The sequence below is a fragment of the Alteromonas sp. AWQ4_252 genome, from assembly GCF_056158205.1.
Genome location: NZ_JBSWSV010000001.1, coordinates 4,471,712 through 4,490,318, shown reverse-complemented (window position 1 = coordinate 4,490,318; position 18,607 = coordinate 4,471,712). Strand labels below are relative to the sequence as shown.

Sequence of the window (18,607 nt, the reverse complement as noted above, 5' to 3'; positions counted from 1 at the left end):
TATGTTGTATTTAATCCACACTAGTGGATGTCACTCGCTTAAACGCCATATTCGAAGTTGCAGGCAATCACATTATTGATTGCCTGTTTTCTTTTCTACACGTTTTTTAGTAAAAAAATGTCACGCTAGATGGCTCAAATGTGTATGAAACTGCCGTTGGCTCATTAGTGAAAATTCAATTCATCTACTGCTTTCATCGTTACTCTCTTAATCACCGAATTCCATAATTACGATGTCTTTTAATGGTAGCTTGGTGTCAGCCCTCACTTGCTTGTGAGCAGATAACCCTTTATCACACAGGGAAAACGCGAATTATTTCGCGCTTTCTGTCGCTGGAATTTTGCTCTCCAGGCGTTTAACGTTTTCGACAAAATAATCGTAGTAAGGAAGATCTTCTGTAGCGACAGCCAGTGCTTGTTTGGCATAGATCAGAGCCTTGCTGAGCTTTTTCTGTCTTTCGTAACCATATACAACGCCAGTAATAGCGTCAGGATTGTTCGGGTGATGTGACATATTGTGCATAAACAACTGCATGGCTAAATCGGGTTGCTGCTGCCAGTTAAAGTAATAACCTAGCTCGCGTACCACGTTTTCCGGTGGCGTTGGCTCTACCCCCCACTGTTTCCCTAACCGCTGGTAGTAATCGTCAATTACTTGCATATCGGAGGTGACATTTTCCCGAGGGAACGCTTTGCTCATGAAAAATGACTGATACGCATAAAAGATACCAGCCGTGGAAGTTAATCCATGTGAGACCCCAGGGTGGTGGTCAACAATCAACCTTATGTTACGGCTTTCATGGGTCGAAAAAGCAGATAATAACTCATCATAGTAGGGGCGCATTGGCAGTCCTTCGTTACCCATGTTCATATAAACATAGGTAGATTCAGATGGCTGAGTCGAAAGCCACTTTTTCGTTCGTTCTACCATTGCCCCCGCGTTCCACCATACCGCAGGGCTGTAAGCGATATGCGCATCAAATAGCCCTGGACGTTGCTGCATGGCATACAAACTAAACACGCCGGAAGCTGAGGCTCCAGCGATAATGCGTGTTGAGTGTGTACGGTATCGCTTATCCACATCGGGGATCAGCTCCTGCTCAATGAATGCAAGAAACTTTTCAGCCCCACCGCCCACGCCGACGGGACCATTTCTATCCTGATTAACTGTGGGGTACATATCGCGGAGTCTGTCGGTATTTTCAATAGCTACTATGATAACGTCAGGTGCCGCGTGACTTTCTCGTAATCTGCCAAGTACCTGTTGCATCAGAGGGATGTTGTCAGCACCATCGAGCCGGTAAATAACAGGGTAGCGCTGCGATGTGGCTGAATAATTCTTTGGCAGCAAAACCTGATATTGCCGTTGTTCCTTAAGTACCGCCGAATCAATATTCACCACTTCGTATTCCTTAGCCAGGCCTGGAAACGATAAAACAAGTACTGATACAGCTAACAACCATCTGAAATAATTCATATTTATCCTTGTCGTTTTCTTCTACTGTAGCAACTTTCCAGAGCTCGGTATGCAATTATTTAGAAGCTTTCTTTTACTCCTAGAGACCACCACGCCATTTTAATTTAAATAACAGAGAAGGAACTTGTTTGTGGTGTTGGTCAGAATAACTACTTTGTGTGGTTAATTTAACCATATTGTGGTTTTTAGCCTTTATTGATGTGGCTGCTATTAACAGAAAAGTTGAATAAAGTCATTTAAATCAAATGTTTGAATTTCTGGCACACTCATTGATTATGTATTGAAGTAATTAAAAAAAACTATTGATCAAGTGAAGGAGAGAGAAAATGGGTATGTTTTCACGTATGTCGGACATCGTACAGTCAAACATCAATGCCATGTTGGATAAAGCGGAAGATCCTGAAAAAGTGATTCGTCTTATTATCCAGGAAATGGAAGAGACTATGGTTGAAATGCGTTCGGTGGCCGCAAAATATCTGGCCGAAGAAAAGCATCTTGACCGTCAGGCTGCAAAGTTGCAACAGGAAGTAAGTGCCTGGATGGCAAAAGCAGAATTGGCAATGGACAAAGGTAAAGACGAGCTTGCCAGGGCTGCACTGGTACAAAAAAATAGCTTTGCCGATAAGTTAAGCTGTATCGCTGAGCAGAAAGCGCAAATCAGCGAGATGCTAAGCAAAGTACAGGAAGACACTGGTCGCCTTCAGGAAAAACTATCAGAAGCCCGGGCGAAACAGAAGTCGCTGGTTTCCAGAAAGCACAATGCCAGTGTGCGCCTGAAAGTGCGTTCAGTTACGTATAGTTCAGACGTTGACAACGCCATGGCACGCTTTGATAGCTACGAGCAGCGTATTGACCAGCTTGAAGCACAGGTGGATGCTTACGATGTCGTTGGAAGCCCAACAGAAGCGGCGTCACTGGATGCACAATTTAAAGCTTTGGAAGACAACGACGCTATTGAGCAAGAGCTTGCAGCTCTCAAGAAGAAACGTGCTGCCTAAATAAAATGCTGCGCCATTAAGCGCGCAGCAACAGCTCTACATATATACAGACAGGAGAAGTGACATGAAATTTCCGGAAACTGATAAAAGAATTTACCGCGATACCAATAACGGCATGATCAGTGGGGTTTGCGCAGGGTTAGCCAAATACCTGTCTGTTGATGTGATGTGGGTACGCGTTGCTGCGGTAGCTGCATTGGTGATGGTAAGTGTGCCAGCACTCATTGCTTATGTTGCAGCCACCTTTTTACTGCCGAGGTGGGTGTAATGAAAAATGCACTGATAGCGATATTTATTGGCATATTACTGGCGTATTCGTTTGGTAATCTATTTTCCGAGTGGTGGGGCATTCACCTGATGATGGGCGATAACATGTTATCACCGCTAGAAAATTTGTTTGCTTTCTCTATTGTGGGTGTCGTGTTTGTGCTGGTGGGCGTAATCGTTGCGCTAAGTGTGTTTGGTACCATAGCCCTTGCCATCTTCGCTTGCGTTGCAGCACTTGTCTTTGCTGGCATCAGCGCCATTTGGCCTGTCGCCTTGGTTTGCGCGGGCTTCTGGATTTACCGTAAAGGACAGCACTCTAGAATCACGTCGTAATAGCTATTTAACGAGAAAAAACGTAAATAGGGTGCTAACATGCAGACAACATCGTTATAAATGAGCGTTTATACGCTCATTTGTTTATAAGAGAAGGAAACTGACGTTGAGCATAAAAGCAAATATAAACACCAAGTCTATCTCGGGTATCATTTTATTACTCGTGTTCATCTTCTGGCTGATCGGTGTATTCTGGAGTGTCGAACCAGACACGTTTAACGTGAAGCAGCGGGTTGCCGAAACAGCCGCAGATCAATCCCACGTTGACATCCCGGGATATACAGTAACTTCTACACTTATTCTGGTTTCAGAAACCTTGCTCGATAAAACCGGTGGATATTTGTCGAATGATGTTATGCCTCCCGGCGTTTTCTTAGACAATATGCCAGCTTGGGAATACGGTGCGCTGGAAATGGTGCGCGATTTATCCCTGGCCATGCGCAAGGATTTCAGCCGCTCCCAGTCACAATCGATAGAAAATCCGAACCTGATGAAGGCCCAACCGGAGTTTAACGTAAATAATAGAAACTGGGCGCTGCCGTCAGCAGAATCGTCTTATCGAAAAGGGATTAAAAATTTACTTCTGTATCGCAATGAGTTGGTAGACCCAACGCTAGGAGAAAGTCAGTTTTATACACGTTCTGATAATCTTCGCGACTGGCTTAAACAAGTAGAAAAGAGACTTGGAAGTTATTCTCAACGGTTAAGTGCCAGTGTTGGTTCTGCGACTGTAAATACAGATTTGGCTGGTCAGCGAAACGCCAGGCAATCTACGCCTGTTGTGTCTGAGCGGGTATTAAAAACAAGCTGGTGGAAGCTGGACGACAATTTTTATGAGGCCAGAGGAGCTACTTGGGCCTTGCTGCATTTCTTAAAAGCTGTTGAAATTGAGTTTGCCGATGTTCTGGAAGATAAGAATGCTCTCGTTAGTCTTCGACAAATCATCCGTGAACTGGAAGCTACGCAACAAACTGTGTGGAGTCCAATGATTCTAAACGGTGATGGCTTCGGCATGATGGCCAACCATTCATTGGTAATGGCAAACTATATTTCGCGTGCTAATGCAGCATTAATCGAACTGACCGAACTTCTTAATCAAGGATAATTCATGAAAAAATGCATTATGGCGGTAGTGACCACGGCCGCTTTATCTGCATCACCGGTAATGGCGGACACCCTGGCAGGGCTTTATGTCGGTGCACAAGGTTGGAGAACAAGTACTTCCGGAGGCTTTGCTGACAATGGAACCTTCTCTGATGGCAGTACGATGGCTGATTTTAATTTTGACAGTCAGGCGAATACTGCTTTTTATGCTGCGCTTGAGCATCCGATCCCTTTTCTTCCAAATATTAAGGTAAACCACACGTCACTGGACAGCAACGGCAACACAACGTTGCAAAGCGCGTTTACTTTTGATGGAGAATTGTACACAGCGGGTACAGAACTCTACACAGAGACGGAATTAACGACGACAGATTTCATTCTGTACTATGAGCTTTTTGATAATGACCTGGTTAGTTTTGACCTTGGTATAAACGGAAAGTATGTCGACGGCACCATTTATGCAATCGATGCAAGTAGTAATACCGAAAGTAGTCAGGACTTCTCTGGTATTGTGCCGATGGCATATTCGCGCTTGCAGGTAGGCCTGCCGTTCACTGGTTTAGGTGCTTATGCAGAAGGCAGCTATTTATCTTTTGACGACCACACGCTAAGCGACTATCAAATTGCCCTGACTTACTCCTTTATTGAAAGCCTGGCAATTGATATGACGATTCAAGCGGGTTATCGAAGTGTGGATATTGACATCGAAGACCTCGACGATATCTACGCAGACATGACTTTCGATGGGCCTTTCGCGGGTATTGAAATTCATTTTTAAACCCAGCTTCACAGGTTAAGCATAAAAACCCGGCATTAATTTGACCGGGTTTTTTTATTAGTTTTGTTGTATTTGCTATTAATTTCACTTTTTTAAAAACTTTAGAGAATAAAAAAGTGTGATTAATTCTTTTCGCTTATAGCAGAAAGCCTATAGCCTTGTTGGCAATTAACTAAGGCTTATGGTTTATGTCAGCGAATTCTAATCAAAATCAAGCGCCCGGTGCGGTGCTCAATGAAACCCAATGGAATGCGATAACGCAAGCCATTGCTGGATTAAACAAAGATCAGCTCACCTGGGTGAGTGGGTATGCTGCCGGCATGGCTGCAGCGCAGGGTGCAGCTATTGCCCCTGTGGCAGGCGTCACGCCCAGCGCGAATGAAAGCAGTGCCAGTTTGACTGTGCTGTTCGGTTCTCAAACCGGCAATGCAAAAGGTGTCGCACAACAATTTCACGCCCAGGCGGAAGCTGCTGGTTACAGCAGCAAGTTGGTTAGCATGGCTGACTTCAAGCCTCGTCAACTCAAAAGTGAAACCCATGTTGTCGTTTTCGTGAGTACACATGGAGAGGGTGATGCGCCCGATGATGCCATTGAACTTCACGAGTTCATTGGTGGCAAGAAAGCGCCCAAACTAGCTGGACTTAAATACGCAGTTGTCGGTTTAGGCGACAGCAGCTATGAGTTTTTCTGCCAGACTGGTAAGGACTTCGATGAGCGTCTCAGTAAATTGGGTGCAACCCCGGTCGCACCGCGTCTGGATTGCGACGTTGACTATGAAGATGCTGTGGCAGCGTGGTCTGAAAAGGCAATTGCTGCACTGAAAGCCGATTTCGCCGGAGCGAGTAGCGCTCAAGCCCCATCGCCTGTGGCAGCGGTATCGTCGGCTGCAGAATCTGTGTATACCAAAAAATCGCCGTTTACGGCCACCTTGATCGAGTCACAGAAAATTACAGGCCGGGATTCAGTAAAAGACATTCGTCACATTGAAATAAGTCTGGAAGACTCAGGCATTTCTTATCAAGCTGGGGACGCACTTGGTGTTTGGTTTAATAACAGTGCGGCACTGGTTGAGGAAGTAATTTCTTTAACCGGTACAAATGGTGACGACAAGGTCACTGTTGCGGGCGAATCCTGCACGCTTACCGAGGCGCTTACCAGTAAGCTGGAACTGACACTAAGTTATCCCACGTTCGTTAAGGCTTATCAGGCTGCGACCTCGTCTGAAGCACTCGCTGCTCTGCTAGCTGAGCCTGCCCAGTTGCGCACGTATCTGGCCGAGCGACAGATAGTGGATATTATCCGGGAGCACGCTGCAAGCGTCCCCGCTCAGGCATTGGTAGATGCGTTGCGTCCACTGACGCCTCGTTTGTATTCCATTGCGTCCAGTCAGGCTGAAGTTGACGAAGAAGTACATCTTACTGTTGCCCACGTTGACTATGAAGCATTTGGAAAACGTCATCAGGGCGGCGCCTCAAGCTATTTGTGTGAGCGCTTGGAAGAAGGCGGCGATATTGCGGTATACATCGAGAAAAATGATCATTTCCGCTTACCTGAAAACCCGGATACTCCTGTGATCATGGTAGGTCCGGGCACGGGCATTGCGCCGTTTCGCGCTTTTATGCAGGAACGCGATGCACAAGGAGCGGAAGGTAAAAACTGGCTGTTCTTCGGCAACCCTAATTTTACCCAGGATTTCCTGTATCAGGTTGAATGGCAGGGTTATGTAAAGTCGGGTTTGCTCGACAAAATCACCCTGGCTTTTTCCAGAGATCAAAAAGAAAAAATTTATGTTCAACATCGTTTGCTGGAAAACGGTAAAGCGGTGTTTGAATGGCTGGAGTCCGGTGCACACTTTTACGTGTGTGGTGACGCGACGCATATGGCAAAAGACGTTGAGGAAGCACTGTTGGCGATTATTCGCGAACACGGCGGAAAATCAGAAGAAGACGCAAAAGCGTATCTTGTTGCTATGCGTAAAGCCAAACGTTATCAGAAGGATGTTTATTAATGAGTACTGAAAAATCGCCTTTCATTGTTGAGGGCAAACTTGCCGACAATGAACGTCTGAAACGCGAAAGCGACAATTTACGTGGCACAATCGTCCAGGACTTAAAAGACGATTTGACCGGCGGCTTTACTGCTGACAATTTTCAGTTGATCCGTTTTCACGGCATGTACCAGCAGGATGATCGAGACATTCGCGCAGAGCGGGCTAAACAAAAGCTTGAGCCACTGCACAACGTGATGCTGCGCGCGCGCTTGCCGGGAGGCATTATTACTCCAGAGCAATGGCTGGTGATTGACAAATTCGCTGAAGATCATTCTATCTATGGCAGCATTCGTCTTACTACCCGTCAAACTTTCCAGTTTCACGGTGTGTTAAAGCCGAATATCAAATTAATGCATCAAACCTTAAACAGCACAGGAATTGATTCCATTGCTACTGCTGGTGATGTTAACCGCAACGTACTGTGTACCTCTAATCCCATTGAATCAGAGTTGCACGTTGAAGCGTACGAATGGGCGAAGAAAATCAGTGAGCATTTATTGCCTAAAACCCGGGCGTATGCGGAAATTTGGTTAGACGGCGAGAAAGTGGAAACCACGGAAAAGCCAGTTGAGCCGATTTTGGGCGACACTTACTTACCCCGTAAATTTAAAACTACCGTAGTAATTCCACCACAAAACGATGTTGACGTGCATGCCAATGATCTTAACTTTGTCGCTATTGCAGACAACGGCAAGCTGGTGGGCTTCAACGTGCTGGTTGGTGGCGGCCTGGCGATGACCCATGGTGATAAATCGACGTATCCACGCAAAGCGTCTGATTTTGGTTTTATTTCACTGGCAGACACACTGGCTGTGGCTGAAGCCGTGGTGACAACTCAGCGCGACTGGGGGAACCGTGTTAACCGAAAAAATGCCAAAACCAAATATACGCTAGAGCGAGTCGGGGTTGAGAATTTCAAAGCTGAAGTGGAAAAACGCGCTGGAGTTACCTTTGGAGAAAGCCGTCCGTATACTTTTACGAGTCGTGGCGATCGCTTTGGTTGGGCAGAAGGGATCGACGGAAAGTATCACCTCACATTATTTATCGAAAACGGTCGTATTCTTGATTTTCCGGGCAAGCCTTTGAAAACCGGCTGTAAAGAAATTGCCAAAATTCACCAGGGCGATTTCAGGCTGACTGCAAATCAAAACTTGATCGTGGCAGGCGTGCCGGCAGATCAAAAAGATGCCATCGAGAAGATCGCCCGTGAACACGGTCTTATTGAGGATAATACGTCTAAGCAAATGCTCGATTCTATGGCTTGTGTGGCCTTACCCACATGTCCACTCGCCATGGCTGAAGCCGAGCGTTATTTGCCTGAAGCAGTGGGACGGATGGATCAGATCCTTGCTCAGCAGGGCCTTCAGGACGACAGCATTATCTTCCGCATTACCGGGTGCCCTAATGGTTGTGGGCGCGCAATGTTGGCTGAAGTTGGTCTGGTTGGCAAAGGACCGGGAAAATACAATCTTCATATTGGCGGTAATCGCGAAGGTACTCGCATTCCCAAGATGTATAAAGAAAACATTAGCGAAGATGAAATCTTCGCTGAACTGGAAAGCCTTGTCGCTCGATGGGCGAAGGAAAGAGAGCATAACGAAGCCTTTGGTGACTTTGTAGTGCGCGCTGGCGTTATTGCACCTGTCATCGATTCAGCAAGAGATTTCTATGACTGATACCTTAATAGCGTTGCCCTCGTCTCTTTCGTTAGAGGCGAGTGCTTCAGACATTGCAGCGATAAATGAAACTCTGGAAACCATGGATGCGGTTGCCCGTATTCACTGGGCGTTACATGCCTTACCAGGGAATGCTATCGTGTCGTCCAGTTTTGGGGCGCAGTCTGCGGTTATGCTGCATTTACTCACCCAGGCCAAGCCAGATATTCCCGTGGTGTTAACAGATACGGGTTATCTGTTTGCGGAAACTTATCGTTTTATTGATGAGTTAACGGAAAAGCTGGCCCTTAATTTACACGTGTATCGGAACCCTGTTTCTCCTGCCTGGCAGGAGGCGCGTTTTGGACGGTTGTGGGAGCAGGGTCTTGAAGGGATTGAGAAGTACAACCGGATGAATAAAGTTGAGCCAATGCAAATCGCTCTGAAGGAGCTGCAGGCTAACACCTGGTTTGCCGGATTGCGCCGCAGTCAGTCTGACAGCCGGGAAAAACTGCCCGTATTGCAGAAGGTTGGCAATCAATACAAGATGTATCCCATTATCGATTGGACGAATAAAGACTTACATTACTACCTGAAGGATAACGGGCTTCCATACCATCCATTGTGGGAAGAGGGCTACGTTTCCATCGGTGACTGGCACACAACCCAGTCTCTGCAAGAAGGGATGAGCGAACAGGACACGCGCTTCTTCGGGCTTAAGCGAGAATGCGGCCTGCACGAGTTTGGTGATGGCATTTAATTGCTAATGCCCATCAATGACGGTGAACGGGCCGTTGAGTTTTTGTTTCAATGCCGATAGATAAGCGGCATTGTCTTTTTTGCTAATAAGCTTCGCAAGTTCAGCGCCCACCGCAGTGAACTTAATGTACACTAAAGCCAGGCCATTGCGGGCTGGTTTTAGTGTGAATGATGAAGCTCCAACACGCCACCTTGACGTATGCTCAGTGGGTAACTCTCCGCTTTCTATCTCATTGTTATATATTAGCTTCATATCAGACAACGCGAGTAAATCAGGGTATCCAACACCAAATTCAGCCAAATTGATTGGTTCGGGTTGACGTTGTCCAAACAGTGAAAATATCCCAGGTTTTTGATGGTAACCGATAAGTATTCTTGGCACAGTGTCGCCAGGTCTTGTTCCCGAGATTGATACTACTTTGGAAAACAAGTCCGCATCCCTTTGAGTCAGTATTTTTAAGGTCTCCAAACTTCGCAGTGAAAAAGAGCCAGGACGGCTTATTTCTACAGCCAGAATCTTTCCCCATAAGGTTTGCATCGCTTTGGAATGGATGTTTTCAGCCATATGTGAAAATGCATAGAACCAATCAGGATCTACATTCTCACTGCTGGTGTCAGTAAGTGCAGTGCCAAGTGCTTCCTCCATAATATTTTGCAGGTTTTTAATACGCTGCAATGCCAGCATTTCCCGCCTTCGTTCAATAACGGTGCGCCTTTTAGCTGCATCATGCGTGGTCAGATTGTCGGCGACACCGACGCGGGCAAACCAGTGGCGAATACGATCGGAGTTATGTGCTACCGCATGATTCACCTTTCCTGACATCGACGGTCTGTTAATGTCTGCATCATTGCGTTTTTTCGTGCTTTTGTGCACGTCGGTTATGGGGGATGTGGTGGCAATCTCGTTGTTTTGGTCAATTTTCATTGTGTCATTGGCATTCAAACAAGGTTATATCAATGAAACCACACTTTTATTCACAGTGGTATCAGGTATTAACTTGCAAATACGCAACCACCAGTTACGATTAGATGAGGCAGTTAAATAGGACAAAATGGACATGTCATCCTCTGAATACGAGAACGACGAATTAATATTCCTCGACGAGGATACACACCCAGAGCTGGAACCGGCATTCTCTAAGGTTTGGAATGTCCTTATTGTCGATGACGATGAGGAAATTCACACGGTAACCCGTCTGGCTCTAGCGGACTTAACGTATGCTGAGCGTCGTCTCAATTACATTCACGCCTATTCTGGTGAACAAGCTAAGGCCTTACTCGATGAATATGGCAGAGATATCGCCATCATTCTACTTGATGTGGTTATGGAAACCGACGATGCTGGCCTTACTGTCGTGCAATATTTGCGCGAAGAGCTGAACTTACATGAACCCCGTATCATTCTTCGAACCGGTCAACCGGGTTATGCTCCGGAAGAAGATGTAATTCGAAATTACGATATCAACGATTATAAAACTAAAACAGAACTCACGCGAAGTAAGCTGCTCACTACCGTGTTGTCTTCTATCCGTTCTTACCAGCAAATACTTACTATTAATCAGAGCCGATTGGGGCTTCAAAAGATCATCGCCTCCGCTGCAAACTTGTTAGAAGAGCACTCTATCAAAGGGTTTTGTGAAGGCATAGTGACACAAATCAGCTCCTTACTTGGGTTGGAAGCGGAAGGGGTTGTATGTGCGAGAGCTGGCTCGGTGTTAGATCGCGATGACGATGGTGTCTACGTGCTTGGCGCTGCAGGACATTTCGCTACCTTTATCAATAAACCGATAGAAGAGATCGAAGATGAATCAATCGTTGAAAATATAAATCGCAGTTTACGGTTAAAACGTCACATTGTAGAAGATAGTCTGACGGTACTTTATTTGAATAGCTCAGGCTTTGAGGCTGCAGTTTACATTAACATGGTCAACCCACTTAGCGCTGTTGATCGCCAATTGCTGGAAGTCTTCTTGTCTAGCATATCTGTGGGCTACGAGAATGTTAATTTGTTCCACGAACTACGAAATGCAGCTTTTCGTGATTGGTTAACCCGCCTTCCAAACAGAAATGAATTTATTAATATGCTGGATAGACCTTCAATATTTGGGTCTGGTGATTTGTGTGTTGCAGTAATAGACGTAAATCAATTTTCCGACATAAACGACGGTCTTGGACAGGAAGCCGGAAATGAGTTGCTGCGGGCTATAGCCCGACGCCTTGAAGCAAGTTTGCCTAACGAAGTGAAGAAGAGTCGAATTGCTGCTGATGTTTTTGGTTTGGTAGGACCATCCACACTGGTGAGTGCTGAGAATATAAACACCTTGTTTGCCTCAAGCTTTCGAGCCGGCGATCACACCTTACCTGTCAATATAACTATGGGATTTTATAAAGTAGATGGAGAGAAAAAAGCGGGTATTGAGCTGCTTAAACGGGCAAACATCGCATTAAACAGAGCCAAAAAAAATATCAGTGACAATTTTGAATTTTATAAGCCTGAATTTGAAAAGCGGACTACCTATCAGCTAAATATGATTCGTCGCTTAAGAGCCGATTTTAATGAGCGGAAGTTGCAACTGTGGTTTCAACCTCAAGTCGACCTTGCGAGTGAGAAAGTTATTGGAGTGGAAGGCCTTCTGCGTTGGCCTGATGGCGAGGGTGGTTATATATCCCCTGCCGAGTTTGTGCCCCTGGCAGAATATTCCGGTTTGATTGTTGACATCGGTGAGTGGGTGCTCGAAGAATCTTGCAAACGCATTCAGGAACTTGATGAGCGGGGCTTCGGACATATCAGGGTAGCGGTGAATGTTTCTATTCCGCAGTTTCGCGACCGGTTATTCGTAACAAAAGTCAAAGGTGCACTCGAAAAGCATCTGTGTGAACCGCACAGACTGGAGTTGGAAATTACTGAAAGTGTGGTTATGGATGAGCCTCAGATTGTCATCGATGCACTAACCACGTTAAAACAATTTGGTATTTCTATTGCTATCGATGATTTTGGCACTGGCTTTTCCTCGATGAGTTATCTGCAAAAGCTTCCCTTAGACAGGCTAAAAATCGACCGTTCTTTTGTTAAAGATATTAAACCAGGTGAGAGTGCTGTTATTGCCGAGACGATTGTAACTTTAGGCAATAAACTTGGACTCATAACAATTGCTGAAGGCGTTGAGAAGCGGCAGCAGGCAAGTTACATGATAAAACTCGGCTGCGATGAAGCTCAGGGTTATTTATTTGCGCGTCCGATGCCTTTCGATGAGTTGCTTACTTTCCTGCAAAATAACGACGAAGAATAGCATAAGTTAGTTTGCCAGCAGAGTTTGCACGGCAGCTTTTAGGTTTGGAATAATTGTTTTCTCAAACCAAGGGTGGCGACTCAACCAGCGATTATTTCTACCAGACGGGTGGGGTAGAATGAATATTTCATGGTGTTCTGCTGGCGGCATTTTCTGTTGACCCTCAATAGCTTCGGTGAGGGTTTTAAACTGCGGTAAATAGTATTGCTGCGCGTATCTCCCCACATAAAGCGTTAGCTTCGGATTAATATGTGACAGGAGCTGCTGATGCCAAGCGGGCGCGCATTCTTTTCTCGGCGGTCTGTCACTTCCATTTTTATAACCGGGAAAACAAAAGCCCATCGGTATAATTGAACATATGTTTGTATCATTAAAAGTATTTTTATCTATACCCATCCAAACCCTGAGACGGTCGCCGCTCGCATCGTTCCACGGCGTGTGGCTTTCATGGGCTTTGATCCCCGGAGCTTGGCCGATAATAAGAATGCGACTCTCTGGAGATACCGCCAATACTGGCCTTGGGGAGTAGGGAAGTGCACTTGTACAGAGCTGACATTGTCTAATTTTTGTCAGCAGAGTGGCGAGTGAGGGTAGATTATCAGACATATTTTTCAAAAAAAAATCGTTTATGTCACATTACTGTCATATTCATGTGATCCAAATTTGACCAATGCCCGTTTTTACAGTATGCTAACAAATACAGTATACACTGTAACACAGGAGTAATCACATGCGTAAAACATTAATCGGCTTGGCGCTGGTAACCACGTTTGGCGTTGCGCATGCGGAGTCTGGCGATAACCAGCTTTTCGATTGTATGGATGCGAAATCTTTCGAAATGAATAACCAATGTATGGCTGACAAAATCAGCAGTAACATTCGTTACCGCGATGCAGAAAACCAAATGGCAGAGCTAGCCAGTGAAAATCTGGGCGAGTATGCGATAGCCACAATGACTTTCGATCAGGAAAAAATGCAGATCGATATTGTAGCTCACAGAGAAGCACTTCAAGCAAATAATGCCCTTGTAATGACAAGGAACTAATAAAAAACCGGTCTTTGACCGGTTTTTTTCATGCCAGTTAGAAAATCCTGTTTAATCCATTCAAGGCTGCCACTCGATATGCTTCCGCCATAGTAGGGTAATTGAACGTGGTGTTCACGAAGTAATCGATAGTATTTCCAGGCCCCTTTTGTTGCATAATGGCTTGACCGATATGCACAATCTCTGAAGCCCGTTCGCCAAAACAGTGAATACCCAGAACTTCTTTGGTTTCGCGATGAAATAAAATTTTAAGGCTGCCTACTGTTGTTGATGCAATTTGTGCCCTGGCAAGGTGTTTAAATTGTGCACGTCCAACTTCATAAGGCACTTTCTGGGCTGTGAGTTCTTGTTCTGTTTTACCCACTGAACTAATTTCAGGGATGGTATATATACCGGTAGGAATATCTTCGACTAACTGTGAGTCGGCCTTTCCGGATATCATGGCTTCGGCTGCTGAACGTCCCTGATTATAGGCAGCTGACGCAAGGCTGGGGTAGCCAATCACATCACCGACAGCAAAAATGTTTTCCACACTGGTACGGTAGTTACCATCGACTTTTAATTGTCCTCTGGAATCCGCTTTTAACCCAACCGCTTCCAAATTCAACATGTCTGTATTACCTGTTCGACCGTTGGCAAATAACAAGCAATCAGCGCGCATTCGCTTTCCTGATTCGAGGTTTACAATGACAGAGTCTTCGCGACCTTCTACAGACTTGTAGCTCTCCATATGCCTGATCACTACTCCGTTATTCCATAAGTGGTAGCTAATCGCATCTGATATTTCTGCATCCAAAAAGGAAAGGAGTCTGTCACGCATATTCACCAAATCAACTTTTACGCCCATTCCTCTGAAAATACTGGCGTACTCGGAACCAATGACACCTGCACCATATATAATGATGTTATGCGGTTCATGTTTCAAAGAGAGAATTGTGTCGGAGTTGTAGATTCGTGGGTGGTTAAAATCTATATCTTCTGGGCAGTAGGGACGGGAGCCGGTGGCAATGGCAATTTGTGCAGCTGTTATTTGGTCAGTTGAGCCGTCTGCTTTTACTATCTGAATTGTATTGGCGTCTAAAAAGCGAGCTTCGCCGTGGATCAGAGTTACGCGGTTACGATCATAAAAAGACGCTCTGAGTTTTGATTGGCTGCGAATAACACCACTTGCATGACTCATTACCTCAGCAAATGTCATATGCCGGTTGCGAGAACTTTCTGAAAACAGGGGGTTGTTGTTAAATTCAATTAACCTGCTGACAGAATGCCTTAATGCTTTTGAAGGTATCGTTCCCCAATGGGTACAGCCTCCACCCACTGCATTATAGCGCTCGACCACGGCAACGGTTTTGCCTGCTTTAGCCAATTGCATGGCCACACCTTCTCCCCCAGGCCCGGTGCCAATTACAACAGCATCATATTGGTAAACAGGTTCTGTTTTAGTACTTTTTTTGGTCATAACTAATATACACTCAGAATAATGAGGTTCCCGATTAGAGAGATTAGGACAAAGCGGACACTTCAGCCTGCTGAATCAAAGTCTAGCAATATTTTCATGATCTTAGCAAAAGTAAAATTGGGACAAGGTTTTTGACGAAAGGTAATACCCGGCAATCCAGCCGTTCTGTTAGGGCAGTGAGATATGAATGGAAAAGGTATTTACACTATTTTCGGTTATCACGTACAAGCTATTCGCACTGGATAACAAATACTGGAAAAGGCTCATTGCGCCATCTCAATAATGACGCAACGTAAACTACGCGAACTGCGGGGCCAGGGATTGCAGTTGTAACCATTTTTCCTTTTGCAAGGCCAGTGCGTGTTTTAACTCCTTATAGTGAAAATCTATTTCCAGCCGTTCGACGCTTCTTGCCAAATGCCTTTTGCGAATAGTCATCAGGCGCTTCTTCGCTTCGTAGTAGGCTGTCATTTTTTGCACCAGTAAATCGTATTCCTGTTGAACTTTTACCAGTAACTCGTCTGCGTCGGGGATTGCTGCAAGTTTTGCACTAGTCTTCTGCAGTTGCATGGCAGCCCTGGCTTTCTCAATTCGCTCTTCAGGTACTTTGCGTAAGTTAGACGTTAACCTAATAAACGAGAGCCCTTTAATTAGCCATTTCGTTGGGTCAAATTGCCACCAACGAATACCATTGCGGTAGTCGTACTCAAAGATATGATGATAATTATGATAACCTTCTCCGAAGGTAAAAAAGGCCAGAATACCATTGTCTCTGGCTGTATTTTTATCGGTGTAGGGCTGGCTGCCCCAATAGTGAGCCAGTGAATTTATGAAAAAAGTTACGTGATGCACAAGAAATAAGCGGAAGACACCGGCGAAAAGCATCATGCTCAGTACATCACCATTAATCCATCCCAACAAACCGGTAATCCCAAAGTTCGCGGCAAGTACAATCGGTAAATAGTATTTGTGTTGCCACATAACGACAGGATCTTTTTGTAGATCACGGCAGTTGTTGTAATCGTCATAACGATGGGACTGGTACTCCCTCAGCATCCAGCCAATATGAGCGAACCACAATCCACGTTTGGCGGAGTATGGGTCATGATCGTTATTGTCAACGTGACGATGATGAATTCGATGATCAGACGACCAATGTAAGATACTGTTTTGCAGTGCCATGGCCCCACCAATTGCGAGGATGACCCGAACGCCAATATTCGCATCGTATGTTTTGTGAGACCACAAACGATGATACCCGGCGGTGATTGACATACCGGTAAAGTAAAAAAGGCAGATGGCCACAACAACTTCCGTGGTATCAAAACCAACGGTTAAAGCCCACAAGGGTACTCCGAGCAGGGCTATAGCACCGGTAATAATAAATACCAGTACATTTGTGAGAATAATTCGAGGTTTTTTCATGTTTCAAACTCAGCTTACAACTGTACGCTAATTTAGCCTTTTCCCTGCGATCAAGCAAGTGAAATCACTGTTTTTACCACTAAAACATAGACCAATATTTACACGGGGGACAATCACAAACTTTAACTCTTTGAGTTGGGGAAAGTTTTATTTTGCAGGTAGGGTTTAACAAGGGTCGCATCACCAGCGTTATAAGGTAAACTATGATCCACGATTCGCGCTGACTGGAGTAAAGGATGTCGAGACAAGAACAAAAACTCAAAACACGGCAAAATATAATCAATGCTGCTTTTGGCTTACTTGATGCGCAGCGCAGTTTGTCCGCGATTAGTTTGAGAGAAGTCTCAAGAGAAGCGGGTATTGCTCCCACATCCTTTTATCGGCATTTCAAAGACATCGATGAACTCGGATTAACACTGGTAGACGAAGCGGGTTTAGCGCTTCGCCAACTTATGCGGCAGGCGCGGCGGAGAATTGCGTCTGGAGGTGGTGTCATAGACACGTCGGTAGATACATTTATGGAGTTTATAACGGCTAATACAAACGTGTTCCGCTTGCTCTTAAGAGAACATACTGGTACTTCAACAGCGTATCGCATGGCCGTATTGCGTGAAATTCAGCATTTTATTGAAGAATTGGCTGATTATATTATCGAGAGACAAGGGGTAGAGCATCAGCTTGCCAGCTTACAGGCAGAAGCGATGGTCAGGTTAGTGTTTAGCGCTGGCGCTGAAGCCTTGGAAGTGGATGTCGCCTTGAGACAGGATATCGGTGCGCGGGTTAAAGCCCAATTGCGTTTCGTTCAATTGGGCGCAAGCCATTACCGATCAAAAGAGGTTTTATAATTAACTCTGCGATCTTTTAACCAGTTTTACTCCTGCCTCTATATGATGAGTAAAGGGAAACTGATCGAATAAGGCCGAAGCTTCGATGGTATGTGTCTGAGTTAATGTCTCGAGATTTTCTGCCAGGGTATCTGGGTTACAGGATACATAAATGATTTCGTCGTAATCCTGAATCATCTTTAGCGAAGCAATGTCAAGGCCTGCACGGGGTGGGTCCACTAACACTGTGGTGAAGTTGTAACCACTAAGTTCAATGCCATTTAATCGCGAAAACGTCCTGCCTGTTTTCAATGCCTCGGTAAATTCCTCTGCTGATAGTCGCACGATATCAACGTTTTCGATTCCATTAGCTTGAATGTTAAACTGCGCGGCCTGAACAGATGGCTTGGCGATTTCAGTGCCAATAACGCGTCTGAAACGACTCGCCATTGGCAAAGAGAAATTCCCTGCACCACAGTACATTTCCAGAAGATCTCCGTTATTGTGCTGGCAAACTGAAAGCGCCCATTCAATCATGTTGCAATTAACGGCCGCGTTGGGCTGCGTGAAGCTATTCTCGATATGCTTGAATAAGAAATCGCGGTTATGAACGGGCAATTTTTCGATGATAAAATCATTGCCGATTAATTTTTTCTGCTTTCTGGCTCGCCCAATAATATTCACTGTACCAAATTGTTCTGCCAGTGATTCTTTCAGCAATAAGGCTTCGCCTTCCCACTCATCATCAAGCTGACGGTGATATAGCAGGCTGATCACAAGTTCACCGGACAAGCCTGTTAGATAATCCACCTGAAAGAGCTTTTTACGTAATATGGTATTTGGACGAACTGCGTCTATCAGTGCTTTCATTGCTGCATTAATAGTCTTACTCGCAGGTGGAAATTGGTCAACGCGATATTTTTCTTTGGTCTCGCTATCAAACATAATGTGATACAGATCATTATCATCATGCCAAACGCGAAACTCAGCCCGCATGCGATACCCAACTTCCTGAGAGCTAAAAACAGATAATGGTGGGCTGTCAAAACGACTCAGTAAGCGCGTTAGTCGTTGCGTCTTTTCTTCAAGTTGCGCTGTGTATTCCTGACTGTGTTTTTGCATATTAAACAGGTTCATTTTGCA

The 18,607-nt window shown here is 45.2% G+C and carries 17 protein-coding genes; 11 read left to right on the top strand and 6 right to left on the bottom strand.

All coding sequences use genetic code 11. The features are described 5' to 3' along the window. Positions 1–312 precede the first annotated feature (312 nt). Positions 313–1,476, bottom strand: coding sequence for an alpha/beta hydrolase-fold protein (locus ACXACM_RS19620; protein WP_474823935.1), 1,164 nt, complete (start codon positions 1,474–1,476; stop codon positions 313–315). A 326-nt stretch (positions 1,477–1,802) separates the two neighbouring features. Here ACXACM_RS19620 and pspA point away from each other — a divergent pair, with 326 nt between their 5' ends. From pspA to ACXACM_RS19580, 8 genes are all read left to right on the top strand, one after another. Then, positions 1,803–2,474 carry a phage shock protein PspA gene (gene pspA / locus ACXACM_RS19615; protein ID WP_474823933.1) on the top strand — a complete coding sequence of 224 codons (672 nt, stop codon included), beginning with the start codon at positions 1,803–1,805 and terminating at the stop codon, positions 2,472–2,474. A 64-nt stretch (positions 2,475–2,538) separates the two neighbouring features. Then, positions 2,539–2,742 carry a PspC domain-containing protein gene (locus ACXACM_RS19610; protein WP_474823931.1) on the top strand — a complete coding sequence of 68 codons (204 nt, stop codon included), beginning with the start codon at positions 2,539–2,541 and terminating at the stop codon, positions 2,740–2,742. Next, positions 2,742–3,074 (top strand): hypothetical protein, encoded by a 333-nt coding sequence (locus tag ACXACM_RS19605; RefSeq protein ID WP_474823929.1) that lies wholly within the window; start codon positions 2,742–2,744, stop codon positions 3,072–3,074. Before ACXACM_RS19610 ends, ACXACM_RS19605 begins: the two co-directional genes overlap by 1 nt. A gap of 112 nt (positions 3,075–3,186) precedes the next feature. Continuing rightward, positions 3,187–4,179 (top strand): DUF2333 family protein, encoded by a 993-nt coding sequence (locus tag ACXACM_RS19600; protein ID WP_474824424.1) that lies wholly within the window; start codon positions 3,187–3,189, stop codon positions 4,177–4,179. Positions 4,180–4,182: 3 nt separating this feature from the next. After that, a complete protein-coding gene (locus ACXACM_RS19595) occupies positions 4,183–4,956 on the top strand; it encodes a TIGR04219 family outer membrane beta-barrel protein (RefSeq protein ID WP_474823927.1) in 774 nt (257 codons plus the stop codon). Positions 4,957–5,144: 188 nt separating this feature from the next. Beyond that, a complete protein-coding gene (locus tag ACXACM_RS19590) occupies positions 5,145–6,965 on the top strand; it encodes an assimilatory sulfite reductase (NADPH) flavoprotein subunit (RefSeq protein ID WP_474823925.1) in 1,821 nt (606 codons plus the stop codon). Further along, the gene (gene cysI, locus ACXACM_RS19585) at positions 6,965–8,683 is read left to right on the top strand and encodes an assimilatory sulfite reductase (NADPH) hemoprotein subunit (RefSeq protein ID WP_474823923.1); all 1,719 of its coding nucleotides are present in this window, start codon (positions 6,965–6,967) and stop codon (positions 8,681–8,683) included. The genes ACXACM_RS19590 and cysI overlap by 1 nt, the downstream gene beginning before the upstream one ends. Beyond that, positions 8,676–9,422: a phosphoadenylyl-sulfate reductase gene (locus tag ACXACM_RS19580; protein ID WP_474823921.1), complete on the top strand. Its 747-nt coding sequence runs from the start codon at positions 8,676–8,678 to the stop codon at positions 9,420–9,422. Before cysI ends, ACXACM_RS19580 begins: the two co-directional genes overlap by 8 nt. A 3-nt stretch (positions 9,423–9,425) precedes the next feature. Here the strand turns inward: ACXACM_RS19580 and ACXACM_RS19575 are convergent, their stop codons facing one another. Further along, positions 9,426–10,346 carry a TIGR03899 family protein gene (locus tag ACXACM_RS19575; RefSeq protein WP_474823920.1) on the bottom strand — a complete coding sequence of 307 codons (921 nt, stop codon included), beginning with the start codon at positions 10,344–10,346 and terminating at the stop codon, positions 9,426–9,428. 133 nt (positions 10,347–10,479) lie between these two features. Here ACXACM_RS19575 and ACXACM_RS19570 point away from each other — a divergent pair, with 133 nt between their 5' ends. Beyond that, the gene (locus ACXACM_RS19570) at positions 10,480–12,711 is read left to right on the top strand and encodes an EAL domain-containing protein (RefSeq protein ID WP_474823918.1); all 2,232 of its coding nucleotides are present in this window, start codon (positions 10,480–10,482) and stop codon (positions 12,709–12,711) included. Between the two features lie 6 nt (positions 12,712–12,717). Here the strand turns inward: ACXACM_RS19570 and ACXACM_RS19565 are convergent, their stop codons facing one another. Then, positions 12,718–13,317, bottom strand: a complete 600-nt coding sequence (locus ACXACM_RS19565) for a uracil-DNA glycosylase family protein (RefSeq protein ID WP_474824422.1) — start codon at positions 13,315–13,317, stop codon at positions 12,718–12,720. 124 nt (positions 13,318–13,441) lie between these two features. Between ACXACM_RS19565 and ACXACM_RS19560 the strand changes: the two genes are divergently transcribed. Continuing rightward, on the top strand, positions 13,442–13,756 hold the full coding sequence (locus tag ACXACM_RS19560; protein WP_474823916.1) for a pyridine nucleotide transhydrogenase: 315 nt from the start codon (positions 13,442–13,444) through the stop codon (positions 13,754–13,756). A gap of 37 nt (positions 13,757–13,793) precedes the next feature. On the opposite strand, the gene sthA is transcribed toward ACXACM_RS19560, so the two are convergent. Together sthA and ACXACM_RS19550 are read right to left on the bottom strand one after the other, a co-directional pair. Continuing rightward, entirely contained in the window at positions 13,794–15,215 is a 1,422-nt protein-coding gene (gene sthA / locus ACXACM_RS19555) for a Si-specific NAD(P)(+) transhydrogenase (protein WP_474823914.1), read from the bottom strand. Positions 15,216–15,512: 297 nt separating this feature from the next. Next, entirely contained in the window at positions 15,513–16,640 is a 1,128-nt protein-coding gene (locus tag ACXACM_RS19550; protein WP_474823912.1) for an acyl-CoA desaturase, read from the bottom strand. A 236-nt stretch (positions 16,641–16,876) separates the two neighbouring features. Between ACXACM_RS19550 and fabR the strand changes: the two genes are divergently transcribed. Beyond that, positions 16,877–17,485, top strand: a complete 609-nt coding sequence (gene fabR / locus ACXACM_RS19545) for an HTH-type transcriptional repressor FabR (protein ID WP_474823910.1) — start codon at positions 16,877–16,879, stop codon at positions 17,483–17,485. Here the strand turns inward: fabR and trmA are convergent, their stop codons facing one another. Then, positions 17,486–18,586, bottom strand: a complete 1,101-nt coding sequence (trmA, locus tag ACXACM_RS19540) for a tRNA (uridine(54)-C5)-methyltransferase TrmA (RefSeq protein WP_474823908.1) — start codon at positions 18,584–18,586, stop codon at positions 17,486–17,488. It lies immediately after the preceding gene. Positions 18,587–18,607: the final 21 nt, after the last annotated feature.